The 25,926-nt window shown below is 71.1% G+C and carries 17 protein-coding genes and 1 tRNA gene; 5 read left to right on the forward strand and 13 right to left on the reverse strand.

The genetic code is table 11. The annotated features are described in order from the left end of the window. Positions 1-57: 57 nt before the first annotated feature. Positions 58-1,611, forward strand: coding sequence for a serine/threonine protein kinase (locus KEG57_RS20900; RefSeq protein ID WP_272421376.1), 1,554 nt, complete (start codon positions 58-60; stop codon positions 1,609-1,611). A gap of 44 nt (positions 1,612-1,655) precedes the next feature. After that, complete coding sequence (locus KEG57_RS20905; protein WP_272421375.1) at positions 1,656-2,303, forward strand: HAD family hydrolase; 648 nt, start codon at positions 1,656-1,658, stop codon at positions 2,301-2,303. 22 nt (positions 2,304-2,325) lie between these two features. On the opposite strand, the gene KEG57_RS20910 is transcribed toward KEG57_RS20905, so the two are convergent. The 9 genes from KEG57_RS20910 to KEG57_RS20950 form a co-directional block, all read right to left on the reverse strand. After that, positions 2,326-4,719: an MYXO-CTERM sorting domain-containing protein gene (locus tag KEG57_RS20910; protein WP_272458726.1), complete on the reverse strand. Its 2,394-nt coding sequence runs from the start codon at positions 4,717-4,719 to the stop codon at positions 2,326-2,328. Between the two features lie 136 nt (positions 4,720-4,855). Then, positions 4,856-5,431, reverse strand: a complete 576-nt coding sequence (locus tag KEG57_RS20915) for a hypothetical protein (protein ID WP_272421373.1) — start codon at positions 5,429-5,431, stop codon at positions 4,856-4,858. Between the two features lie 92 nt (positions 5,432-5,523). Beyond that, positions 5,524-5,605: transfer RNA gene (locus KEG57_RS20920), tRNA-Leu, on the reverse strand. Positions 5,606-5,693: 88 nt separating this feature from the next. Next, positions 5,694-6,857 carry an ATP-binding protein gene (locus tag KEG57_RS55655; protein WP_272421372.1) on the reverse strand — a complete coding sequence of 388 codons (1,164 nt, stop codon included), beginning with the start codon at positions 6,855-6,857 and terminating at the stop codon, positions 5,694-5,696. A gap of 69 nt (positions 6,858-6,926) precedes the next feature. Further along, a complete protein-coding gene (locus KEG57_RS20930; protein WP_272421371.1) occupies positions 6,927-8,702 on the reverse strand; it encodes a carboxypeptidase-like regulatory domain-containing protein in 1,776 nt (591 codons plus the stop codon). Positions 8,703-8,704: 2 nt separating this feature from the next. Continuing rightward, positions 8,705-9,484 carry a hypothetical protein gene (locus KEG57_RS20935; RefSeq protein ID WP_272421370.1) on the reverse strand — a complete coding sequence of 260 codons (780 nt, stop codon included), beginning with the start codon at positions 9,482-9,484 and terminating at the stop codon, positions 8,705-8,707. Between the two features lie 57 nt (positions 9,485-9,541). Next, positions 9,542-16,246 carry a hypothetical protein gene (locus KEG57_RS20940; RefSeq protein WP_272421369.1) on the reverse strand — a complete coding sequence of 2,235 codons (6,705 nt, stop codon included), beginning with the start codon at positions 16,244-16,246 and terminating at the stop codon, positions 9,542-9,544. A gap of 46 nt (positions 16,247-16,292) precedes the next feature. Continuing rightward, on the reverse strand, positions 16,293-18,152 hold the full coding sequence (gene sppA / locus KEG57_RS20945; RefSeq protein ID WP_272421368.1) for a signal peptide peptidase SppA: 1,860 nt from the start codon (positions 18,150-18,152) through the stop codon (positions 16,293-16,295). After that, on the reverse strand, positions 18,152-20,602 hold the full coding sequence (locus KEG57_RS20950) for a zinc-ribbon domain-containing protein (RefSeq protein ID WP_272458727.1): 2,451 nt from the start codon (positions 20,600-20,602) through the stop codon (positions 18,152-18,154). The genes sppA and KEG57_RS20950 overlap by 1 nt, the downstream gene beginning before the upstream one ends. A 367-nt stretch (positions 20,603-20,969) precedes the next feature. Here KEG57_RS20950 and KEG57_RS20955 point away from each other — a divergent pair, with 367 nt between their 5' ends. The 3 genes from KEG57_RS20955 to KEG57_RS20965 all read left to right on the forward strand — a co-directional run bounded on the left by KEG57_RS20955 (position 20,970) and on the right by KEG57_RS20965 (position 23,336). Beyond that, the gene (locus tag KEG57_RS20955) at positions 20,970-22,100 is read left to right on the forward strand and encodes a hypothetical protein (protein WP_272458728.1); all 1,131 of its coding nucleotides are present in this window, start codon (positions 20,970-20,972) and stop codon (positions 22,098-22,100) included. 236 nt (positions 22,101-22,336) lie between these two features. After that, positions 22,337-22,645, forward strand: a complete 309-nt coding sequence (locus KEG57_RS20960) for a YtxH domain-containing protein (protein ID WP_272421365.1) — start codon at positions 22,337-22,339, stop codon at positions 22,643-22,645. 181 nt (positions 22,646-22,826) lie between these two features. Continuing rightward, the gene (locus KEG57_RS20965) at positions 22,827-23,336 is read left to right on the forward strand and encodes a hypothetical protein (RefSeq protein WP_272421364.1); all 510 of its coding nucleotides are present in this window, start codon (positions 22,827-22,829) and stop codon (positions 23,334-23,336) included. A gap of 55 nt (positions 23,337-23,391) precedes the next feature. Here KEG57_RS20965 and KEG57_RS20970 read toward each other — a convergent pair whose 3' ends face one another. From KEG57_RS20970 to KEG57_RS20985, 4 genes are all read right to left on the reverse strand, one after another. After that, positions 23,392-23,703 (reverse strand): hypothetical protein, encoded by a 312-nt coding sequence (locus KEG57_RS20970; RefSeq protein ID WP_272421363.1) that lies wholly within the window; start codon positions 23,701-23,703, stop codon positions 23,392-23,394. A gap of 14 nt (positions 23,704-23,717) precedes the next feature. Further along, positions 23,718-23,918, reverse strand: coding sequence for a hypothetical protein (locus KEG57_RS20975; RefSeq protein ID WP_272421362.1), 201 nt, complete (start codon positions 23,916-23,918; stop codon positions 23,718-23,720). 68 nt (positions 23,919-23,986) lie between these two features. Beyond that, a complete protein-coding gene (locus KEG57_RS20980; protein WP_272421361.1) occupies positions 23,987-24,820 on the reverse strand; it encodes a sensor histidine kinase in 834 nt (277 codons plus the stop codon). Continuing rightward, entirely contained in the window at positions 24,798-25,898 is a 1,101-nt protein-coding gene (locus KEG57_RS20985; protein ID WP_272421360.1) for a PAS domain-containing sensor histidine kinase, read from the reverse strand. The genes KEG57_RS20980 and KEG57_RS20985 overlap by 23 nt, the downstream gene beginning before the upstream one ends. Between the last annotated feature and the right edge of the window lie 28 nt (positions 25,899-25,926).

A 25,926-nucleotide genomic window follows, 5' to 3' on the forward strand; every position in this document is an offset into this window, starting at 1 on the left:
ATCTGCCGCTACGGCGCGGCGGATCCCGCTTGCACCGATGCACGATCCTGACCGAACATGAACTCTGTGTCTGCCGCGCAAAGCCTATCCGACAACGAGCCGGTGAGCGTCGGCAAGTACAAGCTGATCGCGAACCTCGGCCGCGGGGGAATGGCCGACGTGTTCCTTGCCGTGGTCGCGGGGCCCCTGGGCGTGAACAAGCTGCAGGTGGTGAAGCGGCTGCGCGCCGAGTTCGCCGAGGATCCCGAGCGCCGGGAGATGTTCCTCGACGAGGCGCGGATCGCGACGCGCCTGAATCACCCGAACGTGGTGCAGACGTTCGAGGTGCACGCGGAAAAGGGCGTGTACTTCATCACGATGGAGTACCTCGAAGGCGCGCCGATGAACCGGCTCATCAACCGGTCGTCGCGCACGAAGACGCCAGCGCCGCCCGGAGTGCTGCTCCGGATCCTGGCCGACGTGCTCGCAGGGCTGCACTACGCGCACGAGCTCGCCGATTACGACGGCAAGCCCCTCAACATCGTGCATCGCGACGTGAGCCCGCACAACGTGATCGTCTCGTACGACGGTCAGGCGAAGCTGCTCGATTTCGGGATCGCGAAGTCCGAAGTGCGCATGATGGAGACGCGCGCGGGAATCATGAAGGGGAAGCTCGGGTACATGGCCCCCGAGCAAGTGCGCTGCAAGCCGCTCGATCGGCGCGCCGACGTGTTCGTCGCAGGCATCGTGCTGTGGGAAATCCTCGCCGGCCGCAAGATGTGGGACAAGGCCGCCGACATGGAGGTGCTCCACAAGCTCGCGACCGGTGATCTGCCGTCGATCGAGTCGGTTCGTCCAGACGTACCTCCCACGCTCGCGAAGATCTGCGGCAAGGCGCTGTCATACGATCCGGTGGATCGATATACGACCGCCGCGGAGATGCGGACGGCGATCCTGGACTACCTCGACAGCGCGAAGATCCGCGTGACGCCGGAGGACATCGGCAAATACGTCACGGCGGTCTACGCGGACAAACGCGCCGAGATCCGGAAGATCATCGAGCGGCAGATCGCGAAGCTGCGGCAGAGCGAGGCGTCGTCGCCGTCCGCAGAGGACATGCCCGCGTCGTCGATGCGCGTGGCGCGTGTGGACACGGCGCACGGCGGGAGCGAGCCCGGCGTGGGGGCAAACCTGCCGAACCTGCGCAGCATGCCGCCGTCGATGGAGGCGCCCGACACGATCGCGCCTTCGATCCCGCCGCCGCCGAGCCTGCCCGCCCCGGCGTCGCTGGAGCCGCCGCCGGTGACGCCGACGCTCGACCGAAACGCGGGGCCAAAGACCGAGCCGCCCGCGGTGCGGAAGAAGCAGCTCACGCCCGTCGTCGTCGAGCCGCCGGCAGAGCTGGTCGAGGCGGGGCCGGAGTCGTCGCGCGGATCGGAGCGCGTTCGCTGGCTCGTGGCGCTCGTGGTGGTGCTCGCAGCGGCGGTAGGCGCGTTCGTGGCCCTCAGGCTGAGGCAAACCCATGCGCCGCCGACGCCGCCTGCGGCCGTGGGGACGTCGCCGCACGATTCGAAGCAGCCGAGCTCCGGGCCGGTCAAGCCGGCCGCGACGACGACGGCGCCGAGGAAGTGACGCGCTTGCCGGGGCGGCGTGCCCGCGCTAGTCGGCGGCTCGACATGAGCCGATTCTCCCCGCGCGCGCTGATCTTCGACATGGATGGGCTGCTCGTCGACTCGGAGCCGCTCTGGCACCACGTGGAGCGCGCGTTCGCCCGCGCACGCGGGGGCGAGTGGACCGACGAGATGGCCCTCGCCTGCACGGGGCAAGGGATCGGGCGGATCGTGCACATCATGGGGGAGCAGATCGGCTTTCCGGTGGACGAGGCGCGCGACGTGGCGGAGCTCGAGGATCGCTTCCTCGCGCACGTGGAGAGTCTTTCGCTGAAGCCGTTTGCCCGGGCGTTCCTCGACGAGGCGCGGGGGCGGCTGCCGATCGGGCTCGCGTCGTCGTCGCCGCGGCGGCTGATCGACGCGAGCCTGAAAAGGTTTGGCCTGACGGACCATTTCGACGTGACGGTGTCCGGGCAGGAGGTGCCGCGGGCGAAGCCGTGGCCGGATGTGTATTTGCGCGCGGCGGAGCGGCTTTCGGTCGGGGCCGAGGGGTGCCTCGCGCTGGAGGATTCGAAGAACGGGGTGCGGGCCGCGAAGGCCGCGGGGATGGCGGTGATCGCGGTGCCCGAGGGGGATGGGGCCGCGTTCGTGGAGATCGCGGATGTTGTGGTGAGGAGCCTGGAAGAAGCGCGGGCGCTCGTGCGGTTGCCGTAGCGCCCGCGCGCTTCGTTTCCGGTCAGCTCTGGCGACGGCGACGCGCGAGGAGCGCCGCGACGGCCGCGAAGGCGGCGAGCGAGGCGCCCGCCGGGACGCTGGAGGAGCCGGGGACCGAGCAGTCGCAGCTCCCATCGTCATTGACGGGCGGGGTGGCCGGGTTGCCGCCCGCGCCGCTGCCACCGGCGCCACCGGCGCCACCCGCGCCACCGGCGCCACCCGCGCCGCCCGCGCCGCCCGCACCACCGGCGCCGCCCACGCCCGACGATTGGTCCGGGGTGAAGGTCAGGTTCGTGAAGAGGCCGTCGCCGTCGCCGGAATTGGCGATCATCACGTACGCCGTCTTCGTGCCGGCCGGGACCTGCGCCGTGGTGGTGTACGCATTCACGCCCTGGGAGCCGCCGCCGTCCGGCGTGAGGACGACGGTGTCGTCCGTCGCTTTGAAGGGCCCATACGTGAACTGGAGGGGCTCCTCGCCAAAGCGGACGAGGACCCTGGGCTCGAAGCTGCCGCCGCCAAACGGAGAGCCGCCGCCCGTGGTCGCGCCGTCGAAATCGATGGTGAGCGCGTCGGTGTTCTCCGGCAGGGTCACGCGGACCTGGACGACGCCGGGCACGTACCCCTGCTGGTTCGAGCCGACGTTCGCCGCAGCCACGCTCGGCGCGAACCAGACGCCGAGGGGGGCGCCGCCGCTGGTGCCGACGAGGAGCGGGCCCTGCATCGTGGAGCCGGTGAATTCGAGGATACGCTTGCACTCGGGCAGGACGCCGCGCGTGGTGAAGGCCGCCTCGAGCTGGGTGGCGACGGCGTCGCCGAGCGCGGAGGTCTTGACCTGGGCAAGGATGAGCTCGGCCATGTCGTGGTAATGGAGGTCGCCCGAGGGCGCGGCCTCCATCGCGGCGAAGACGGCGAGGTCGAGCTCGCCTTTCTGCACCTCGGTCAAACCCTTGCGGACGTCCCAGAGCGCGCCGGAGAAGAGGGTCGCGTCCTGGTGGACCTCGCCCGCGATGGCCGTGGGACAGGCGTCGGGGGCCGCGAGGCTGCGAATGGCCTTGCCGCTCGGATCGGCGTCCAGAACGGCGTATTCGCCGACGTCGGGATCGCCGGTGATGGCCGACGAGAAGTAATCGGCGAGGCCCTCGTTCATGCCGCCCGGCGAGTAGACGATGCCATACGCGTCGAGGTGCGGGGTGCCGACGAGCTGGATCGTCGCATTGACGACGGCGTGCGTGAACTCGTGGTAAATGACGTCGCCGTCGTAGGCGTAATCCTTGACCGGGCCCTGGCCGAACATCATGGCGCCGCCCGAGATGTTGAAGAGCGAGCCCAAGGAATCCGGCGGCGAAAAGAAGGCATTCTGGAAGGGAACGAGGGGAACGTTGGGGTTGCCGATATTGGCCGGATTGCCGCCGAAGAGGCCGTCGGGCATGCGCAGGTTCGCGACCGCGTCGAGCGGGCCCGCCTGGACCAGGAAATCGGGCTTGAAGGTCCGGAAAAACCGGTATGCGATCTCGGTGTGCGCATACATGTGGAGCTCCGAGAACGGATCCTCGGCCGCCGTGTCCTCGGCCGGCGTCGTCGACGTGAAATCGAGCGACCCCGAGTCCGCCGTCACCGTATGCACGAGCTCACAGGTGTGGATGGTGATACCCATGATGGTCGTCGTCGTCTTCATGTCGATGCAATTGCGCGCGACGACGAGGGGGCTCGAGAGTTGGTCGGCCCCGTCCGGCAAGTTCAGCGTGATGGTCTTCGTCTGCGGCGATTTGACCGGGTTCGACGGGAAGACGTCGGCCTGGTGCACCGAGACGGCCGCGTTGTAGCGCGCGACGACGTCGCCGGTCTTCGCGTCGACGACGACCACAGGCGCATACGGCATGGGAAGACCGGGCGCATAAAAATGCCAGGCGAGGACATTGCCGCCGCCCGAAGGCCAAATCACGAGCCGGGCCGTCTTGGGGTTCATTTTGATGCCGGCCGATTTGGAGGCTTTTTCAGCGACGTCCTCGGCCGAAAGCGCGGGCACGACGTCGGCGGGCAGGTCCTCGGCGAGGCGCGCCGTGACGATATGCGCGATGCCGTCGTCGCCGTACGAGACCGTGGCGCCACGATGAAGCACGGGCACGCCCTGGTGCATCTGCGGCATCTTGACGATGCGCCGGCCGTCACGCAGCGTCGCGTTGCGCGCAGGGCCGAGCGAGAGGCTCTGCGACCAGGGCGCGCGCTCCGCGAGGATGGTGCGCGCCGAGGCCTCGAGCGCCTGGGGCTCCGCACCCTTGACCGAGGCGAGCGACTTCTGCGCGGCGGGCGCGAACGAACCCACCTCGAGCAGTGTGCGCGGCCCGGAGGCGGCGAACGCCGTCCCGCCGAGCGCGAGGACCATCAAGCTTGCCGAGAAGGAGGAAAAAAAGCGCATCGTTGACCCTTGCTTTGGGAAGTCCGAGGACGTGGGACACGCACGGGAAGGGCGCGTCCGAATGGATCCTAGGAAGCCCCGAAAGCGAGGGCAACGATTGGAATCGTCCGACGAGAATGTAGCGTCGGAAAATTGACTAGTCGCGGATGCTTTCGCACCGCGGGCAAGCCGCCTTGAGCCGCTCACTCGCGCGATCGATGCGCTCCTGCGCGGCGGCACAACGATCGTCCTCTTTTCCAGCGAGGTCGCAGAGGCGCGTGGCGGCGCGTTTCATCGAGGCGTACGCGCGACACGCGCCATGGCAGGGGCTCTCGTCGCCGCCCGCCGCCGACATGCCCTCGGGCGCAGGCGTCGTCGGCTTGGTAGGCGCCGCAGGCGCTCGCTTGTGCTGCGGCGCTGGAGGCGCATCCGCGGCAGCCGAGGACTTCCTTTCCTCGTCCGGCACGCCCATCACGTTGAGGAACGTGCTCTCCCAGCGCGAAAGGGCCATCTGGGCGTCGTCCGGGGTCCGCAGGTCGTCGGAGGAGACCTCCGACGGGGCCATGGCCGTGGCCGCAGGCGGCGGCGGCGCCGGCGCCGGCGCGGGCTCGGCCGCGAACTCGGTCGCCGTGGTCGGGGCGTCCGAGGACTTCGGGGCCGCCGCGCAGGCGGTGAGCGCGAGGAGCGCGAGCGGAAGGGAAAAAGACGCCGGACGTAGGAGACGCAAGGACATGTCGAAACCCCCAAACGCGAAAAAGGCCGGCACCTTACGGTGACCGGCCCTTTTCTCTTTCTGACTCGCGGTCCGTGTGGACCGTTTCGGGGTGCGAAGGGGGGGACTTGAACCCCCACGGTGTTACCCGCTAGCACCTCAAGCTAGTGCGTCTGCCAATTCCGCCACCTTCGCTCGGAACCGCTTGCTTCGAGGCGACGGAACCTACCCGTTCCGCCTCCAATGTCAAACACTTTTTTCACGAGGCCGTCGAGCACACCCATCAAACCGTGAGCGCCGCTACAATCTCGCCGATCTCGAAGGGCTTGCGCACGGCTTTGACCTCGAAGGACGCGGGCAAACCCGAGAGGTCTCGCACGTTGCCCGAGATGAGGACGATCCGCACGGATGGGTGCGTCTCGCGGATCTCCACGAGCGCGCCGGGCACGTCCGCACCGAACGGCGAGAGGTCGCAGAGCGCCGCGTCGAGAGTGCCCGTCTTCAACGCACCTCCAAGCTCGGCACGCGTGCGCGCATGCACGATGGTCGCGCCACGCGCCGCGAGCGCCGCCTCGAGCAGATCGAAGACGGCGTCGTCGTCCTCGACGATGAGGATACGTTTGCCCGCGAGGACCATCGCAGGCTTGCGGGCCGAGTGCGGCGGCGCCGGCGGCGAGGAGGGGCGGCGAGGCCAGCGAAGCTCGAAGCGCGCAGAAGGCTCGGCACGCACGAGCGAGAGCGTTCCGCCCGACTCGCGCGCGAGCGCCGCCGCGAAACGAAGGCCGATGCCCGCGCCACCCGCGCGCGTGGTGACGCCCGCGTCGAGCAGGTTCGCGCGGCGCTCGACGGGCACGCCGGGGCCTTCGTCGGTCACGCCGAAAACGACGTCGTCGAGTCCGTCGAGCTTCGCGTCGAGGAGCACGGCGCCACGCGCAGGCGAGACGGCGACAGCGTTGAGCAGGAGGTTCGTGAGGATCTGCAAGATGACGGAAGTGCCCGGCAAATGCGCCATTTCGAGTGCAGGGTCGAGCGAGGTGCGGAGCTCGACGCCGCCACGCTTGGCCTCGGGCTCGCAGCCCTTCGCAGCCTCGGCGAGGATCGACGCGACGGACGCAGGGACGTCGTCAGGGACGTCGGCGCCGATCGCACGGCGGACGATCTGCCGCGCATGGCGCGCGCGTGATGCCGCGATGGCGAGCGCGTCCTCGACGGTGGGGAGCGAGTCGATCTCGCCGCGCGCGCGGTCGATCCATCCGAGCACGACGGTGAGCGCGTTCGAGACCTCGTGGAGGACGCCCGCGAGGTCTCGATCGGTCGGGCGTCGCGACGTTGGGTCGACGTCGCTCCGCGCGCTCTCTTTGTCGGCCAAGGGCCCGCGGCTCACGTCCTCGGAAGACCCTCGTCCGCGCGCCGCCTCGTCCCTACCACCGGTGTCGGACTCCGCCACGCCTCCAGCCTATCCCGGACCGAGGCGAGCGTGTACCCCCGGGACGCAGACGCGTGGCAGCACGCGGGCCTACCTCGAAAGCGCGAGGGACGGAGCGAGGGGCAACTGGTAACGACCGTCGAAATCCGTGGCTCCCTCCGCAATCTGAATCACCACGGTCTCCTCGGTGCCCGATGCCTTGACCGGCATCCACGCGCGAAGGGTCGCATTCGGCACGATCTGTCCCAGGGGATCACGGACCTCGCCGCGGAGCACGACGGGATACGGGAGGACGAGCGTGTCGAAGTTGACGGCCTGGCCGACCACGACCTTGGCCTGCGGGTTCGCGATCCACGGATAGAGCGAGCCAGGCGGCGGGACGACGAGCAGATCGGCAAGGCCAGGATCGGCGAGCAAGGAGAACTCGCCCGCGAAGCCGAGCGGCGTTGACATCGGCTGCGAGGCCGGCGCGTCGGCGAGGAGGCTGCGCGAGAGGTACGGGCGCGCAGGCGTTCGCGAAGGAAAAACGGAGGCCGAGCCCATCGAGAGGGGGCTGCCGTTCGGCAGGACGACCTCGCCGGAGACGACGGATTTGTCGTGGACCGTAAAACCCTTGCCGCAGACGCAGTCGCCGTCGGCGGGGACCTCGAAGCCGTCCTCGGTGGTGACGGCTTTCGTGAGGTCGAAGGTGGGGTGCGTGGTGACGCGGTACTTGCCGGGCGGGAGGAGCGCCGTGAAGATGCCCTCGTTGTCGGTGTCGACGACGGCGCTGTAGATGGCGCTGTTCGAAGCGTTGCCGGAGAGCTCGAGGCTGCGGAAGGAGACGGTCGCGACGACGGCGGCGTCGTGGGCGTCGACGACGTACGACGTGACCGTGCGGCCGACGGCGTCGAGGTCGATGAGGGTGAGGTCGGCCTGGATGTTCTTGTTGTCGGGGTTGAGCGGGCTCAGCGAGGCGACCTGCCAGAAGAACTTCGGCGCGTCCGGATCGTCGGGCGGCGGCCGGAGGCGGAGGATGGGCGAGCTCTCCTGGCCGAAGTCCCAGTAGTACTCGAGGTTGTATTTCGTGAAGAGCGCGAGGGGCGGGTCGACGGTGAGGACCTGCGTGCGCGAGACGGGGATGCCGTGCTTGGGCTCGACGACCTCGATGGACCAGCCGTTCAAGTCCTTGCCTTCGGGGAAGGCGATGCTGCCAGAGATGACGCGCGGTGCCTCGGAGAGGTGGAGGTCGATCTTGCCGCCCTGGTTGAGGTCGATGCCGCGGTAGTACATGGGCGGCGGCGGAGGCGCGGGGCAGTTCGCAGGCGCGCGCGGGACGACGTGCACGTCGTAGATGCCAGGCGGGATCTCGACGGAGTAGGCGTCCGTGCTGCCCTCCTGGATGACGGCCTTGGCCTCGTGATCGGGCAGGCCCGCGTGCTGGGCGTCGCGGAAGAAGGTGAAGTCTGCTTCGAGTTTGCCCTCGGGCGAGAGGGGGCAGCCCTTGTAGTCGTAGTCGACGTAGAGCTCGATCGGCGAGACGACGACGTGCGAGAGCCGGATGTCGTGCTCGACGACGAGGCCCGCGCTCGAGTGGTCGACGAAGCCCTCGCCGCCGAACGGGACGAGGTAGGGCGTGTTCGCGCCGGAGTTCGCCTCGGCCGTGGGGCGCACTTCGAGGATGAGGCCAGGAAGATCGGCCTTGGTCCCGACGCAGGTCTGGAAGCCGTCGACGCTGGCGCAGACGCCGCCGCCCTCGCAGTCCTCGTCGGAGGAGCAAGCATTCACGGCCTCATCCGCGAGTCCCCCGAGCGCGAAGCATCCGGAGAGGGTGGGCACGGCCGCTAGCACGAAGAGAGCAGAAGTCAAGGAGAAGGCGCGTTTCAAGGTCAACCTCCCGTGGTCCCGGCGTCGTTCGGGTCGCTCGTCACCACCGTGGGATCGAGCGGGCAGCTAACTTCGGCGGTTGGACAATTCTCCAGGACCGGCGGACAGTCGCCGACGTCGCATTGCCGGAAATGCCAGGTGATCTGGCTCGAATCCCGGAGGTCTTTGGGACAACCGGTCCTGGTATCGAATTCATGCGTGACGACGAGCGTCAGGCGATGGCAGCCGGGCTGAAGCGCAACCACGCCCACCTTGTAAAGAACCCCCACGAGCGGGCGTGGCCCGTCCGCCAGCGTCGCCGCCGGTAGCTCCGGGAAATTCGGCAAGATATTCCGGAAGGGCTGTTCCAAGGGGTTCTCGAATCCGTAATCGATGTAAAGAGCGGCCTTGACGGATTCCCCGGCGTCCTCGGAGGCCACCGACGCAGCAATCGGAAATTCGGGCAAGCCGAGGTCGCCGCCCACGAGCAGGATGGAGCGCGGATCGGGGTCGAGGCCCGAGGCGACGAGGATCGGCGGTGTCTGCTGCGGCTCGTACGTGACGGGCTCCGCGGTGACGAGGCAACCCGGGGCGAGTACGACGAGCCAAAGCGCATGAAGCGATCTTCGGGCCAGCGGGCCAAGGCCCAGGAAATGGCCTTCAGGCGAAGACGGACGGCGCGGCACCCCTGACAGCGCTGTCAGGTCTTGGAATGCCTCCGGCACGGGCCTTCGAGGCGCGCTGCGAGGTTCGAGCCGACACGCGGGCGAGAGGGCGGGCGAGAGCGGACGAGCGACGAGCAAGGGCACCTCCTTCTGGGGCGGGGCACGGCGCAGCGGCCGCCGCGCGAGCCCCTTCCATCAAGTGCCACGGAAGCGGCTCGGCGGTCCGTTCTTGTTCCCTTCGGTGGAAGGCGCCGCGCGGAAGCGGGCCTCGGCATACTCGCTACGCGTGGCCAGTCGAACGAGATCGGCGAGGGCCGGATGCGCCGCGCAAGCCCGCGCAAGGCCCCCCTCGGCCGTGAGGGGCATATCGAGCTCGAGCTTGAGCTCGGCGACGACGAGGCGAAGCGCCGTGGGAAGGTCGCCGCTCGCAAAAAAGCCGGCGCGGCGGGCGGCACGGCGGGCGCTTTCGATGGCGGCCTCGTAGGTGATGCCGTCGGGCTGGGCGAAGATTTCACGGAGGCGACGGTCGCCACGAGGCGGGACGATTTGCCAGAGGTCCTGGCCGAGTCGCGCGACGCCGGGGTCGGTGCCGCCAGTGGGGCCGACGGGGCCGAAGGCGGCGCGGAGGGCCTCGATGAGGGTGCGCAGGTGCTCCTCGGGGAGGCGGACGAGGACGTGCTCGGGCATGGCGCCGGCGATGGAGGCGCCGAGGAGGTAACGAAGCTCGGGGGTCTCCTCGCGGATCTCGCCGGTGAGGACGACGGCAGGCGGCGCGAGGAGCGCGACCTGGACGTTGAGGGCGGCCTGGTTCGGGGCGCCAGCGGGAGCGCGGCGGTGGAAGAGCGGGGGGCGCGCAGCGCCGAAGACACGCGTGACGGAGCCCCAAACGTCGCCGAGGACGGTGGGGGCGCCGGGCTGGACGCGGAGAGCGCCGGTGAGGCCGTAGTGGCTCGGCTCGCGGCGGTAACGGCCGGTCTCCCAGGTGATGGCGAGGGCCTCGTTGATGGGGCTCTCGACGTTGCGGAAGAGGAGCGCGAGGACGAGCTCGGGGGCCGAAGCAAGGGCCGAAAGCGGTGGCGGCGCGACGGCGCGGCCGGCCGGATCGAAGCCGGCGAGGACGTGATCGACGGCGCGGGCATAAGCGCCGTTGCGGTCGAGCAGGGCAGCCTCGTGGAGCTTCTGGAGCGTGGCGCGATCGCCGGGGCGCAAGGAGGCCTGGTGCTTGCGCACGACGAGGAGGTCGCGCGAGCGCGCCTCGGCATTGCCGCCGTAGAGCTCGACGAGGCGCTCGCCCGCGTCGTACGAGCCGGCCATGAGCTGCTCGAAGAGCGCGGTCTCGCGCGCAGGTCCGCCGCCCGGCGCGGGGGTCGGCGGCGCGGTGCGGGCGCGCGGCTGCGCAGGCGGCGAGGGCTCCTCGACGATCGGCGTGGGGAGCGGCTTCTCGGTCGGCGGAGGCGGAGGACGGAGGCCCGTCGGCATGGAGCGGATGGCGCTCGCCGCGAGGGGGATCGGGATGTCGTCGTCGTCGTCCGCGGCTTCGCCGAAGGCGTTCTCGAACGCCTGTTCGAGGTCGAAGACGAGGGCCTGGCCATCGTCGGCGAGGGGCTCGTCGGCCGGAGGCGGAGCCGGAGGCTCGGAGGGCTCGACGATGAGGCGGGGCCTGCGCGCATGCGCGAGTTCCTCGGCGATCTGCGCGGCGAGGTTGCGATCGGGGGCCGCGAGGGGGAAGGCGTCGGCGTAGAGGCGAATGGCCTCGTCGGGATCGGTGGCGACGACGAGGCGGCCGAGCTGGTAGAGGAAGCGGGCGCGATCGAGGCCAGCGCTCTGGCGGATGAGGTCGAAGAGGGCCGCGCGCGCAGCCTCGGGTTCGCCATACCCCGCGATGAACTCGAGCTTCTTGCGCATCGCGATCGGGCGGGTGTCGGGCTCGACGGCGGCCGTGTCGAGCAGGCGCGAGGCGGTCTCGAGCTGGCCCGCGGCGAGGGCGGCGTCGGCCGCGGCGAGGGCGACACGTCCGCGGCTGCGGAGGCCGCGGAGGTCGCCGCTCAAGGCGCGCTCGAAGAGGGGCAAGGCCGCGTCGAAGTTCTTGTTGCGTACGAGGCGCTCGGCCATGCCGAGGGCGATGAGCGGCGCGGGGCCGAACGCAGCATGCCGGCGCGAGAGCTCGCGCATGCCGGCGCCGCCGCCCTGGATGACGTCGAGCTCCTCGGCGAGGAGGAACGCCTGGAGCTCCATCTGCTCCGGCGTGAGGTGCTCGCCGATGCGCATGAGCTCGTCGATTGCGTGCTGGGCTTCGCGAGGCGTGCCGCCGCCACGCGCGCGGTACTCGAGGCGGCGCGCTTCGAGGACGGCCTCGGCCGAGTGCGGAGCGAGGCGGACGGCGCGGCGGACGCGGTCGAGGGCGGTGGCCTCGTCGCCGGTCGAGGAGGAGGCGCGGGCCGCCTCGACGAGGTAACTCGCGCGTTTGTCCGCGGGCTCGCGGGAGGCGGTGGCGAGCTGATCGAGGGCCTCGGAGAGGGTGCGGGCGTCGCCCTGGTGGCGAGCGATGGAGACGCGCAGCTCGATGACGGCGTCGCGCGCGGCGATGGGCGCGATGCTCTCCAGGATGTTGCGCGCAGCCTGGGCGTTGCCGCCGGCGAGCCAGTCGTTCGCGGCGCGGATGCCGTATTCGGCGCGCTCGTCGGTCTTCGCGGAGAGCTCGCCGAGGCGCTGCCAGAGGGGCGCGGCGCGGAGGGGCGATCCAAGGCGCTCGCGGATGTCGGCGAGGAAGCGGAGCGCGCTCGGATCGTCGGGCGTCTCCGCGAGGAGCGCGTCGAGCTCGGCGCAAGCGTCCTCGAGGCGGCTGAGGCGCTGCTCGAGGACGGCGGCGCGGCGCAGGCGGAGCGTGCGGCGGAGATCGGGCGCCTGTGCGGCGGCGATGCGCTTGCCGAGGATCTCGGCGACGGCGGCGTGATCACCCTGCGAGGCCGCGTGCGCTTCGAGGCCTTCGAGGGCCTCCTCATTGTCGGGCGCGAGCTCGCTCGCGGCCTTGAGGTGGGCGACGCCGGCCTTGTGATCACCGAGCGCTTCGAGGAGCGCCGCGAGCTCACGCAGGATGGAGGCGCGCGTGACGGCGTCCTCGGTGCGCTGGAGCTGGAGGTTCAGGAGCGCGACCTGCGCGGGGCGATCGCCGGTGCGGCGCGCGAGGCGCAGCGTGGTCGCGAGCAGCTCTTCGGTCGGCTCGCTGTCCTGGAGGATGCGCTTGAGGACGTCGAGCGCGGCTGCGTCCTCGCCGCGGCCCGCGAGCATGGTCGAGAGGTCGACCGCGATGCGCACGCGGGACATGGGCCCGAGGTCCTGGCGCGCGAGCTCGGAGGCGAGCACGGCCTCGGCCTCGCTCGCGCGCTCGGACAGGACGAAGAGCCGGCGCATGCTCGAGAGCGCGGCCTCGCGTTGCTCGGGCGTGATGCTCGGCGAGCGCAGAGCGCGCTCGAGTGTCTCGATCGATTCGGCGAAGTTGCCCTCGCGCTCCCTGCGCTCGGCGACGTGCAAGAGGGCCGCGAGGCGAACGTCGGGAGGGACAGCGGTGTCGAGGTCACGCGCGAGCGCCGCGTCGCCCGAGGCGAAGACGGCTGCGTCGGCGTCGCTCACGAGCAGCTCGTCCTCCGGGGCGCGGCGCGCCGCCTGGACGAGGAGCGTGCCCGTGACGAGCGGATCACCGAGCGCATGCGCGAGCTTTCCGCCGAGGCGGAGGAGCGCGACGCCCACGCTCGCGTAAGGCTTGGCGACGGCTTGCAGCAGCGATTCGAGGAAGGCACGTGCCGCTGCGGCGTCGCCCGCCGCAGCCGCGGGCGCGAGCTCGACGAGCGTGTCGTACTCGTCGATGTCGCCGTCCGCGGCCACGGCGCGCTCGACGAGCGAGAGCCCGAGCGCGTGCGCGCCGAGCGCGCTGAACGCTACCTTGGCGAGGGCCACGGCGACGCGCGCGCCATCCGGCCCGTCGGTGCGTTTCAACGCGGCGAGGGCCGTGTTCTCGAACCGGGCGACGAGCGGCCCGACGTGGCTCACGGACGCGACGAGCTTGCGCAGCGTCTCGCCGATCTCCTCGACGGTCCCGAGGTCCGGCCGCGCCGAGAGGGCGCGCAGCAGCAGGTCGAAGCGCATGCGGCTGCCTTCGCCCGCGGCCTTCGCGAGCGAGGCGGCGCGCTTAAGCCACGCGGCCCGCGCGCCTCCTTCGGCCGCCTCGGAGACACGCTCGATCGCGCGGATCGCCTCGGTGGGGTTGCCGCCGCGCTCCGCGAGGCGCGCCATCAGGAAGTACGACGTGCCCTCGGACGGGACGGCCTCGAAGCACGCGACGGCATGGCGCAGCGCCGCTTCGATGGCGCCTCGCCGTTCGAGCTGACGCGCGCCGCGGTAGTGTGCCGCGCGCCGTCCGTAACAACCGAGCGCGGCCGCGGCGAGCACGTCGTACGTGCGATCGAGCACGTCGATCCCACCCTCCACGGCGGACGATCGTTCGACGATCGCCACCGCCTCGGCGCGTGATGGATCGATCTGGATCGCGCTCGCGCCGATCTCGAGCGCGCGCTTCGGCAGCCCGTTCGCGACGGCCAGGTTCGCCGCCTCGATGAGCAGGCTCGCGCGCCTGCGCGGCTCGTTCGTGAGCGTCTCCGAGCGCCGCACGATCGCGTCGAGCGCGGCCGAAGATCCCGCGAAGGTCACGAGGTCCCGCGCGTACCGCTCCATCCCGCCGCGCGGCGCGGCCACCGCGGCTCGCCAGAACGCGTCCTCCGCGCCTGCCGGATCCTGCGCGAGATCCCAGCGCACGGCCCCGAGATCTCGAAGCCCGCTCGACAGGTTCTCCAGGGCCGACTGCTCCGGCCCATCCACGAGCTCCCCGAGCGCGCGCACCCTCGCCTCAACGAACGAGACGAGCCCATCCGAGCCGAGCGACGCGCCGCTCTGCTGCATCTTGTCGTCGAGCGCGTCGAGGTGCTCGTGCAGGTGATGCGACTCCGCGCCCTTCCCCGCGGCCCGCGCGAGCTCCGCTGCCGCCCCGTCCCAGTCCTCCGCCGCCGCGCGCCGCTGCGCCAGATCGAAGAGCCGCTCGATCGTGCGCTCGTTCTTCGTGTCGGCCGACACGAGCCGTTCGAGCAGCACCACGCCGAGCGCCGCGTCCCCCGCGCGATCACTCATCGCGAGCAGCCGACCTCGGAGCCCGGGCACGCGCGGCCCGTACATGTCGAGCGCGCGCCTTCCGACGTCGATCGCCCGCGGCGCGTCGAGCTCGAAGAGCAGCGCGAGCGCGTCGCCGAAGAGGCTTGCCATGTCGTCGAGGGGCCGCGGCTGCGCGAGCACCCACCCGAGCGCGTCCTCCAGCCGGTCCGGATCGTACGCCTGTGAAGCGAGCCGCACGAGCTCGCGCATCGCCTCCGGGCACCCCGGTCGGAGCGCGAGCCAGCGCTGCGTCCACGTCACGGCGAGCGCCATCTCCCCGACCGTCTCGAACGACTTCGCGAGCCCCTCGCAAAGCGTCGAGCGGATGAGCATCGTCGACGCGCCGCCCTCGACCGCCATTGCCGCGTCGAGATCGGGAAGCGCGATCGTCGCCCTCGCCAGCGCCGAAAGGGCCCGCGCCGACGTCGGATCCGTGAGGCACGCGTCTTCGGCCGTCCTCCGCGCGAGCGACGCGATCCCGAGCCCGAGGTAGCCCTCCGCGGCCACCGCGAGCAGGCTCGCGCTGATCTCTCCGCTCGTCTCGGCCGCGATCTGCACGAGCGCGTCGGCACGCTCGCGCTCCTTCGACGCGCCGAGCGTCGCCTGGAGCAGCGCCGCCGCCGCGACCTCCGAACCTTTCGCGCGCGCGGCGATCGACGCGATGCTCCCGCCCTTCTGCCGGAGCTCACGCCGCACCGAGGCGATCCCGTCAAGTGACGCCAGCGCGACAGCGCGATCCGCGAGCAGCCCCAGATCACTCTCGACCTCGGCCACGATCCCCGCGTCGAGCACGGCTGCGATCGCGCGCGCCGCGTTCCCCTCGTCGAGCGCCCGCGACACGCGGCGCAGGTGCACCTGCCGCGCGCGGTACCGGTTCGTCTGGAAGGCGGCGAGCGCGTGATCACGCAGCGCCTCGTCGGCCGCTCCCGCTGCACCGCGCGCGGCGAGCGCGTCCACCATCGTGTTCGCCGCCATCTCGTCTTCGGGCGCGATCTCGAACGCGCGCAGCCGATCCTCGAGCGCGCTGTCCGCGTCTTCGAGCGCCTCGTGCCGCGCCGCCGCCGTCAAATACCCCGCCGCCGCGTCCGCCTTCGGGATCGCTTCCTGCGCCCAGGCCGCGATCGTGCCGATGAGCTCGAGCGGCATGGGCTGGCTCGAATCGAGCGCCGCCGCCTCCTTCAACGCCGCCGCCGCGCCCTTCGGATCGGCGCCTCGCGCGAGCAGCACCGCGATCTTCAAGAGCGTCTGCGCCGACGAAGCGGGCCGCGACGGATGCACCGACGCACGCAGCACCTCCGCTGCCGCGACCGGCTCGCCGAGACCCGCGAGCCACTCGGCGACATCCGAACGCAGCGCCTCGTCCTCGCCGAGCTCGAGCGCGCGCCGCGCCGTGTTCACGGCCGTATCGAGCTCCGTCTCGCGCGACGCGAGCAACTGCGCCAGCGCCTGCGCGGATTCGCGCTCGCCCGCCGCGTCACCGGCCTCTCGACAACGCGCGACCCTGCCCCGCAGATAGGCGATCTCGGCGCGCGGCCCGTTGTGCCGCAGGATCGGCTCTTCCGTGCGGTTCGCCTCCAGCACGAGCGAACCTGCCGAGGTGGGCGCCGGCCGATCGGCGAGCTCGGGCGGCGGCATGGTGGCTCGCCGCGCGACCGGCGCGGCGTCTTCATCCGTCGCGGAGAAATGGGCCGATGAGCTCATGGAAGGGCGCGGCCAGGCTATCAGAGGCCGCGGACGAGCGGTGAGCTCAACGCACGATCAGGCCGAACGGCATGGCCGCGAGCGTTCGCTCGCCCGAAAGAAGGGGCGCCATCGACCCCAGATAGCGGGCGACCTCGGGCAGAAGCGCGCCCACCTCGGGCAAAAGAGCGTCCACGGCGGCCTGCCGCGCCACCTTCGCCGCCGCGCTCTCCTGCGCCGCGCCCGCCTCACCGTTCTCCGACGCTTCCAGGAGCTCCAGGAGCCCCCCGCCCTCGCCCACCACCTCGGCCGGCGCATCATCCGGCAGATGCGCGAGCTTTCGCGCGAGCGTCACCGCGTCGACGAGCCCGCCGAGCTCATCGACGAGACCCCGCTCCTTGGCCTCGACGCCACCGAAAATCCGACCCTCGGCGCTCTCGGCCACCTTCTCGACGGCCATCCCGCGCCCCTCCGAGATGCGCCGGACGAACAGATCGTAGATCGACTGCATCGACCCGAGCACCTTCTGCCGCGTCGGATCGTCCCACCCCTGGAACGGCGACATGTACGTCGCGCGCTTCGCCTTCAGCGGATCGGGCGCGGCCGCGATCGTCTCGGTCGTCACGCCGATCTCTTCGAGCGTCTTGCCCACGGCGAACTTGCCCGACACGACGCCGATCGACCCGAGGATGCTCGTTGGTTCTGCAACGATCTTCGTCCCTGCGCAGGCCAGGTAATACCCGCCGCTCGCGGCCATGCCCCCGACCGACACGACGAGCGGTTTGTCCCCGCGCAGCTTCATCAGCCGCTTCCACAGGAGATCCGACGCGAGCGCCGATCCGCCGGGCGAGTCGATCCGCAGCACCACCGCCTTCGTCGACTCGTCCTTCTCCAGCCGCGCGATCGTCTTGCCCAGATCACGCTCGTTGATCCCCTCGCTCCCGCCGAGCGGCGACGACGGCGCGCCGCCCATCGAGATCGCGCCCGTCGCCGGCACGATCGCCACGTGCGGCTCTCCGCCCGAGCCCGGCCCGGCGAGCACCCGGATCACGTCGATGATCCCGCCCGACACCGGCTCCGGCGACGCGCCTCCGCCGAACCGCACGCTCACGCGCTCCGCGCCCGCGAGCTTCTTCGCCTCCTCGCGCGCCTCGTCCGCGTAGCCGACCTCGTCGACGAGCCCCTTCGCCTTCGCCTCCTCCGGCGGGAACGGCCCATCCTCCACGATGTCTGCGAGCGCGGGTTTGCCCCGCCCCTCCGCGATCGCCGACAGCCACGCCGCGCGCAGCCCACGCAGCGCGCCCTCGACCGACTGCCTCGCCTCGGGGCTCGCGCTGTCGCGCGTGAACGGCTCCTGCGCGCCCTTGTATTTCCCGACCTGGAGGAAATTCACCTCGACGTGGAGCTTCTCCAGCAGGCGATGACCGAACACGAGCTCGGCCGCGATGCCCACCGACTCCACGCCTCCCGCCGGGCTCACCCAGACCCGATCGCAGCCCACGGACGCGAGCAAGAGCGTCGCGTTGCCGAGATCGTCGGCATGACAAACCACGGGCTTTTTCGCCTTGCGGACCGACGCGAGCAGGCGCCCGACCTCGTTCGCCCGCGCGAGCCCGAGCCCTGTGGTCCCGAGCTTCACGAAAAACCCCTTCGTCGTCTCGCGCTCGTTCGCCGCGCCGATCACCTCCACGAGCTCGGCGTGCGTGCGCCCGCGCGGCGAGCCGAAGAGCCCGCCTTGCGACGACTCGGGCGCCCCACGCGACAGATCGATCTCGACCACCGCCGGCCCCGTGAGCGCCGACGAGACCCGCGCGTTCGTCGTGCTCCGCGGCCTTCCCTCGCAGCCCGCGCCCGCGATCGCGAGCGCCGCTCCGATCGTCACGCCGATCGCCCCCAGACGCACCCGTCGGTCCCGCCGCTTTTTCATTAGGGCTCCCAGGAATCCGCGAACTTGGCGAGCCGCTCCTTCGCGCGCTTCGTGTGCGGGTTCGCGTCGCCGCCCTTCTCGATGATCTTCCGATACAGCGTGCTCGCCGTCATGCGCTCGCCGTTCTCCCACCGGAGATCCGCCAGCGCCGCGACCGCGTCGAGCAGCGTGCCGTCCGCGGCCACCGCCTGCTCGTAGAACCGGATCGCCGCCGCCCGGTCGCGCTTCTTCTGCGCGAGATCCCCCTGCGCCTTCAGCACCTTCGCGTCCTTCGGCGTCTTCTCCGCGAGCTCCTTCAAGAGCGGCTCGGCCTTGTCGAGCTCACCTTTCTCGATCGCCTCGGTCACGGTCTTCAGCGCGTCGTCCCCCGCCCCCACCTTGAGGCTCGCGGCCTCGACCTCCGGCTTCTTCGCGCTCTCGGCGCTCGCCACGAACGCGCGCAAGGACGCCACGAGCGGATGCGGCCTCGGCATCGCCGCGAGCCGTTCGAGCTCGGCCTTCGCGCCGGCCACGTCACCCGACCGTGCGAGCGCATAGATCAACATCGACCGCGCGCGCCCGAGGTTCTGCTCGTCCCGCGCCGCGGTCTTCAGCCGCTCGATCACCGTCGCCCACACCGGCACAGCCTCGGCCAGATCGAGCGTCGCAAAGAGCAGCTCGTCGCTCGCCTGCGGGGTCGACTTCGGCAACGTCGCGACGAGCTTCCTTGCGCCGTCGACGTCTCCTGCGATGCGAAGCGCATCGATTCGACAGCGCGTCACGTCCGCGTCGGCCGCGGCGATCGACTGCGCCCGCTCCGCCGCTTGCTTCGCGCGCCCCACCACGAGATCGAGCTCGCGCCGCGCGTTCGCCAGATCCGGATCCGACGCGGCCAAGAGCCGCACCTTGAGCCACGCCACGTCCGCGCGCACGGCCGCGAGGCGCGCGAGCCGCACCGCCACGCGCAGATCCGCGTCCGCGATCGCGCTCGCCTTCACGTACGACTCGTTCGCCGCGTCGAGATCGCCATCGCGCAGATCGCGATCTCCTTGCTCCAGCAACGTTCCGAGCCGCGCGTCACCTGGCGTCGGCGCCGCCGCCCCGTTCCCCTTCGGCAGGTACTCGCGCCCGACCATCACCGCGCCGAGCGCGCCCGCGCCGAGCAAGAGCACCCCCACGATCCAGCGCGCCGCATGCGGGCGGCGCGGCGGCACGCCCGACACCGAGAGCACGTCGTCGTTGTGGAGGAGCGCCGACGACGGCGGCAGCGACGTGGGCCCGCTCGACGGCGTCTTCGCCGACGGCGTCTTCGAAGAGATCGGCTTCGCCGGCTCGACCTTCGGCGGCGCGGGCGTGGCCAACGCGGACTTCGCCGCCGTGATCTGCGGCGGACGATCCATCATCAGCGTCGGCCCGTCGCTCGTCGGCGGCCGCTCCATCATGAGCGTCGGATCCTCGCCGCTCGAAGGCCCCGCTTCCTGCACGTGCGGCGGCTCCGGCGTCGCCTTTTTCGGCGGTGGCGGAGGCTCCGGCGGCGGGAACATCGGCGCTGACGCCGCGGCCTTTCGGGCCGGCGGCGGAGCCTCCGGCGGCGGGAACATCGGCGCTGACGCCGCGGTTTTTCGCGGCAAGGGCGGCCCTTCCACGGGCGGCGACGGGAACATCGGCGCCGAACCCGCTTGCTTGCGCGGCGGCGGCGGCGGAGGCGGCAACGCGCTGATCCGCTCCACGGTCCCTCCCCGCTCCTCCGACGACGAACCCGAAGGCGCGCGCATCGGCGGCGGCGAACCGAAGCCACCGTTCGTCCGCGTCGAGACCGGCGCCTCGACGACATCCATCGTGTTCAGCTCTTCGAGCCCGCCCGGCACGCGCGGCGGTGTGAGCGCCGGCATCTCCGAGCCCTTGTCCGCCCCGGCCGCCGCGGGCGGGCGCACCGACCCTGGCCTGCGTCCGAGAAGCGCGCCGCCCATCGCCACGGGCGGAGGCTGAGGCGCGGCCGCTTGGGCTTGCTGCTGGCGCCCGGGCAACGCGAACACGACCGAACCTTCTTGCCGCGGCGGCTGCGCCGTCCCGCCCCCGAGGCCTGCGGGCGTCCTCGTTCGCGTCCGCGCACCCGGCGGCGGCGGCGTCGTCCCGGTCCCGGGCACGGTCATGCCGATGCGGTTGAAGAACGGATCTAGCTCGGCGATCGAACCGAGCCTGCGAGGCCGGCTGCTCCCGCGGGAGAGCACGTCGTCGCGGGTCACCTTCCCGTCGTGGATCGCGCCTTGAAGCTCACGCAGGGCGGAGAACTCGATCTCGCGCCCGTCGACGGTGCGAACGACCCACGTGTCGGGGACGGTCCCCACGGATGCGCGACGCACCTTGAACTGGTGCCCGCATGTCGTGCACTTGACGGAGGTGCCGCGCTCGGAGACGAGGGCGTCGTCGAAGTCGTACACCGTGCCGCAGCGCTCGCAGGTGACTTCCATGGGGAACTTGGCAGCTTTCCTCTTTGTGCACCGGGACGCAACGGCCGCACAGACCGGCGCCGCGGCGCATCAGGCTCCCTACTTCTACCGCGCTTGCCCTGTCCTGCTCCACTCTTCGACGTGCTCGGCCCGTGGATCCTACGCGCCCGGCCCGCCGGATCCTGGATGCCACAGCCGATCGTGAACGCCCTTTCACGATCCGCCCCACGCGGCGCCCCCGATCTCCCCTTCCGACGCGGAAAACCGCCGCGATCGCGCGGCCTTGTGCAGGGCATGTCGCTTGCTAGGCTCCCGCTGTTGCCCTGGCCTTCGTCAAGGCTCGGGCCCACTCTCTTCGCGCCTTGGTCGGTGCTTTTCGGGAGACGGTATGAAGCGACTTTCTCTGCTGGGCTTCATCGGCATGATGGCGACGTTCCTCGCAGGCTGTCCCATCTACGACGACGACGGCGAGTGGAACGAAGGCCCCTGCACCTCCGGGGATTGCTCGAACGGAGGCTGCAGGGACTCGAGTGACTGCGGCCTGAACGAGACGTGCGGCAACGACAACCAGTGCCACACGGGCGACTGCACGGTCTGGGGCTGCTCCGAAGGCTTTTCGTGCGTCGTCACGGGCACGGAGGCGAGCTGCCAGCCGGGCAGCGGTGGCACGGGTGGCACAGGTGGCACGGGCGGGACCGGCGGCACGGGCGGGACCGGCGGGACCGGCGGCACGGGTGGCGGATCGGTCACCTGGTGCGGCAACCCGGATGACTGCCCCATGGGGGAGACCTGCGCGCCCGACGGCACCTGCCAGCCGGGCACCTGCGACACCGTCGGCTGCGTCTACGGCTACGCCTGCGAGGCCTCGCAGTGCGTCCCGCAGAACCCCGCGGCGTGCGGCACGGACGCCGACTGCAGCGCGCTCGGCGCCGGCTACGCGTGCGTGAGCGGCGTCTGCACCGCGCCCTCGGACCAGTGCACGGACCAGACCCAGTGCCCGGCGAACAACAAGTGCGTCGACGGCAAATGCACCCCGTCGTGCAGCGACAACACCGACTGCGACGGCGGCTACACCTGCGACCCGGTCCTCGGCGTCTGCACCGTGCCCGCCGAGCCCTGCACCATCACGAACGACTGCGGCTCGGCCGATCAGGTCTGCGTCGACGGCGCGTGCGTCCCGCGCAGCGACATGGGCACCTGCCCGCCGGGCGACGTGTGGGTGGAGAACGGCTGCATCCCGAACCAGACAGCCGCCTTCTACTGCAACCAGGATGGCGTGCAGGACGCCTGCGCCGCGGGCTCCATCTGCCTGCACCACGCCTGCTACATCTCGTGCGCCCCGCCAAACGACAACGCCTGCAACAACCTGCCGTCGTTCGACGTCTGCAAGACCGTCTCGACGATGTCCGGCGACCACCAGGTCTGCGGCTCGAACAGTAACCTCGGAAACGAGTGCGATCCCACGGCCGGGCTCGCCTGCGCGTCGGGCAAGATCTGCATCGACGGCTTCTGCAAGTAGCTCCCGCGTTCTCGCATCGTCCCCTCGCACGGCGCCGCGGACATCCTTGCGGCGCCGTGTGCGCTCCCCCTGCCCGCTCCCGTCGTGGCATGCGCGCTGCCTGGGGCCTCCCACGCGGATTCGATCGGGCCTTCACGTGGTTCGTTGTCCGCGCGGAGCTCCGGGTCGCCACAGCGACCTCACGCTCCGCGCTCCCACGTGAGGCTTCGATCCATCCCCGACGGAGAGCCTGCACGATGAAGAACTACGGTTTCATCCAGCGTTTGTCGGATTCGTTCCCTTACGAGCGCAAGACCTCGGGGAGCTGGCTGTTGCCTGCTTCGATCGGAGTCGGCATCGGCGTGGCCCTCGGCGTGGGCATCGGCCTGCTCTACGCGCCGCGCCCGGGCGAAGAGACCCGGGAGCGGCTCCGCCAGGGCGCCGATCGGGTCAAGGACCGCGCGCGCTTCGCCGCCGGGCGCGTCCGGGGCGAGCTCGAACAGGCCGCCAGCCAGGTCCGCGAGCGCTCGTTCGCCACGTCGAACGAGGTCGGCCAGAACCGCTAGCGAAAAGGCGCGCGCCCCGCGTTCGTGGCGCGCTCTACACACCTCGACGTGCGAACCGTGTACGCGCTGCGTGCACGGTTTGCACGCTTCGAGGCTTTGCGGCTGCTGCGCGGTTCGTCCGCGCGGAAGGCCTGGCAACGACGACCGCGCGCCGCGTCCCTCACGCGGCCGAAGACGCACCATGAAACACGAGATCCTCATCGCTTTCTTCTTCGAACGCACGCACGCGGAAGGCGCGCTCGCCGAGCTCGCCTCGCTCGGCGTCCTGCCCGGCGACGTCAGCGTCATCCCCAAGCACGTCGGCCATCGAGGCGACCTCGGCCTCCACCTCGGCAGCAAGGCCTCGGAAGGCGCCGCGATCGGCGCTGCGATGGGCGGGCTGCTCGGCGCAATCGTGGGCGCGCTCGGCGCCGCGGGCTCGCTCGTCGTGCCCGCGACCGGCTCCGTCTTCGCGGGCCCCGTCGTCGCGGCGGCCGCGGGCGCCGGCGTCATCGGCGCGCTCGGTGTGGCGGTGGGTGGGATTCTGGGAGCGCGTCACCCGGAGTTCGAGGCGCGCCTTCTCGACGATGCCGTCGGCATGGGCGGCTCGCTCGTCGCGGTCCGGGCCTCGCCTGCGGCGGCCGGCGCCGTCGAGCGCCTCCTCGAGGCGCGCGGCGCGAGCTTCGTACGGCGGCAGGAGACCGAGCCCTGAGCTCGGCCCGAGGGGAACGCCTCGCGTCCCCCTCTGATCCTGGCCGTTCGGGCGCTCAGCGCGCCCCAGCGCTTCCGATCCGCTCCGCGAGCCCGTGCTCGAGCCCCGAGAGCGTCTCCTCCACGGTCGCGCGGAAATATCGCCGCGCCGCGAACAGCGCCGCTGCGCCGACCAGCCGCGGCGTCAGGCCTCCGCCGAGCAGAAAGCCCACCGCGACCGCGCCTGCGAGCGCCGCGTGCGGGTTCGCCCGGGCCACGTTGCTCACCATCGTGAGCACCTCGTTCGGATCGACGCCCCCGAGTGCTGCGAGCGGACCCTTGTCCGCCCCTTGTTCCGTCGTGCCGCTCTGCTGTCTCTCGCCAACCATGAACCCCTCCGTTCTCATCCCTGACGCGTCATCACGCGGCCGAGCACGTACCCGAACGCGAGTGCCACTCCGAGCGCGACGAGCGGCCGCTCCTCGACGAAGGCGACCAGCTTGTCGTCGGCACGTTTCACCTGACGAACCATCCGCGCGGCCCCGGTCCCGTGACCGTTGAGGTGCGCGCCGCCCATTTCCGACTTGTGAGGATCTTCGTGCATCGCCACGCGCTCTCAGCAACGGGCGCGCCACGCAGCCTGAGCAAGGCACGCACGGTCGAGGCGCCCGATCACGCTTCGAGCGGGATGCACAGCCGACAGATCGTCCCCTGCCCCTCCACGCTCTCGACCGACAAACGGCCTCGGCAGAGCGTCGCGAGGTGGTGTGCCAGGTACAGACCTACACCCAGCCCGCGATACAGGTAGCTCGGCGCGTTGGAACCCCGATAGAACTTCGTGAACACCTGGCCGAGCTCGCGCGCCGGGATGCCGATCCCCCGGTCCTCCACGACCACCGTCGCGTTCGTCGCGTCCTCGGAGATCACCCGCACCGAGATCGGCGCCTCGGGCGGCGAGTACTTCACCGCGTTCTCCACGAGCGACGTCACGATCTGCTCCACCCGCTCCGGATCGCACCGCACGCGCACCGGCGCAGCGGGCTCGTGCAGCGCGAACGTCCGGGACTCCAGCATCAGCTTCGCCTCGCCCACCGCCCGCCGCACCGGCTCTCGGAGGTCGAACGAGAGCGCTGCCACGCGCAGCGATCCGTCCTCGATGCGGGGCAAATCCACGAGCAGCGCGTCGATCAAACGGCCCAGCCTGCGCGCTTGCCGCATCGTCCGCGGGAACGTATCGGGCGGCACGCTCGTCCCTCGTTCGAGCGCCCGCGCGATCGTCGTGAGCGAGAGTTCCAGCGGCAAAAGCGGGCTTTTGAGTTGGTGCGCGACGAGCGCGAAGAACGTCCCGAGCTCGAGCCGCGCCTCCTCCGCGGCGGCCTCGCGCGCCGCGCGCTCTTGTGCGAGCCGCTCGTTTTCCCGGCGGAGGCGCTCGTTTTCCTCCTGGGCCTCGGCGAGCCTCGCGGCGAGCGCCTCGTGGCTCGGCTCAATGCGGCGGGCGGCTTTCATCGTGGTTCCCCCGATGGGTCGCCGCCACGCCTGGGCCCTCCGGCCAGTGCCTCGGCAGCACCAGCGAGAAGGCGCTCCCTCGCCCCACCTCGCTCGCGACCGTCAAGCTCCCGTGCAGCCGCTTCGCGAGCCCTTGCGCGAGATAGAGCCCCACGCCGAGCCCGCTCGCCGAGCTCGGCACGTTCGAGCCGCGGTAGAACTTGCCGAACACGTTGGCTTGCTCCGCCGCGGGGATCCCGATCCCTTGATCGATCACGCGCACCCGGACGCGCGACTCCGTCCCCTCGACCTCCACCGTCACCACGCGCTGCCGCCCCGAGTACTTCATCGCGTTGTCGATGAGGCTGATCAGGATCTGATGCACCCGATCCGGATCGGACATCACGGGCACCCCGTCGCCGGGCCCGTGGTACTCGAGCCGCTGCGTCGGCGCGGCCAGGCGGAAGTCCTCCACGACGTCGCGCGTGAAGACCGCGAGATCGAAGGCCGACACGTGCACCTCCAGCGTGCCTCGCTCGATCGCCGCGGCGTCGCTCAGGATCGCGTCCACGAGCCGCCCGAGCCGGAGCGTTTGCCTGAGCGCGCGCGCCATCGTCCCGTCGGGCGGCGCCTTGCCGAGCGCGAGCGCGCGCTCGATCGTCCGGAGCGAGTTCAGCACGGGCTGGATCGGCGCGCGGAGCTGATGCGCGGCCATCGACAGGAACGACTCGCGCTCGGCGGTCAGCAGCTTCGTCGTGACCGAACGATCACTCGCCGACAGGTCCCGCACGAACGCCGTCGCGAACGCGCGGCTCCCGGGTGGAACGAGCGACACTTCGAGCGGCACGTCTGTCCCGTCCTTGCGGTGCCCGATGGCGCGCTCCGGCGCGACCGTCGCCTCGTCCCAGCGATGCGCTTGCCCTCCGGGCAGCGCCACGAGCTCGGGGAACGATTCACCGACGAGCTCTCCGGGCAAGCGCCCAAGGAGTCGCTCCGCCGCTGGATTGGCGTACACGATCCGCCCACGTTCGTCCGCGCAGACCACCCCATCGGGGGCCCGCGCGATCACTTCCGTCCAATCGATCGTCGTCTCCTGCACGGTTACCACCTTGCGTTCGTCGACGATT

The organism is Polyangium jinanense (assembly GCF_028435365.1).

Coding starts and splice junctions, on each gene's coding strand:
- KEG57_RS20980 (WP_272421361.1), bottom strand. CDS start 24,820: ATGAAAGCCGCCCGCCGCATTGAGCCGAGCCACGAGGCGCTCGCCGCG.
- KEG57_RS20965 (WP_272421364.1), top strand. CDS start 22,827: ATGAAACACGAGATCCTCATCGCTTTCTTCTTCGAACGCACGCACGCG.
- KEG57_RS20915 (WP_272421373.1), bottom strand. CDS start 5,431: ATGTCCTTGCGTCTCCTACGTCCGGCGTCTTTTTCCCTTCCGCTCGCG.
- KEG57_RS20955 (WP_272458728.1), top strand. CDS start 20,970: ATGAAGCGACTTTCTCTGCTGGGCTTCATCGGCATGATGGCGACGTTC.
- KEG57_RS20940 (WP_272421369.1), bottom strand. CDS start 16,246: ATGAGCTCATCGGCCCATTTCTCCGCGACGGATGAAGACGCCGCGCCG.
- KEG57_RS20960 (WP_272421365.1), top strand. CDS start 22,337: ATGAAGAACTACGGTTTCATCCAGCGTTTGTCGGATTCGTTCCCTTAC.
- KEG57_RS20950 (WP_272458727.1), bottom strand. CDS start 20,602: ATGGAAGTCACCTGCGAGCGCTGCGGCACGGTGTACGACTTCGACGAC.
- sppA (WP_272421368.1), bottom strand. CDS start 18,152: ATGAAAAAGCGGCGGGACCGACGGGTGCGTCTGGGGGCGATCGGCGTG.
- KEG57_RS20905 (WP_272421375.1), top strand. CDS start 1,656: ATGAGCCGATTCTCCCCGCGCGCGCTGATCTTCGACATGGATGGGCTG.
- KEG57_RS20900 (WP_272421376.1), top strand. CDS start 58: ATGAACTCTGTGTCTGCCGCGCAAAGCCTATCCGACAACGAGCCGGTG.
- KEG57_RS20970 (WP_272421363.1), bottom strand. CDS start 23,703: ATGGTTGGCGAGAGACAGCAGAGCGGCACGACGGAACAAGGGGCGGAC.
- KEG57_RS20910 (WP_272458726.1), bottom strand. CDS start 4,719: ATGCGCTTTTTTTCCTCCTTCTCGGCAAGCTTGATGGTCCTCGCGCTC.
- KEG57_RS20975 (WP_272421362.1), bottom strand. CDS start 23,918: ATGCACGAAGATCCTCACAAGTCGGAAATGGGCGGCGCGCACCTCAAC.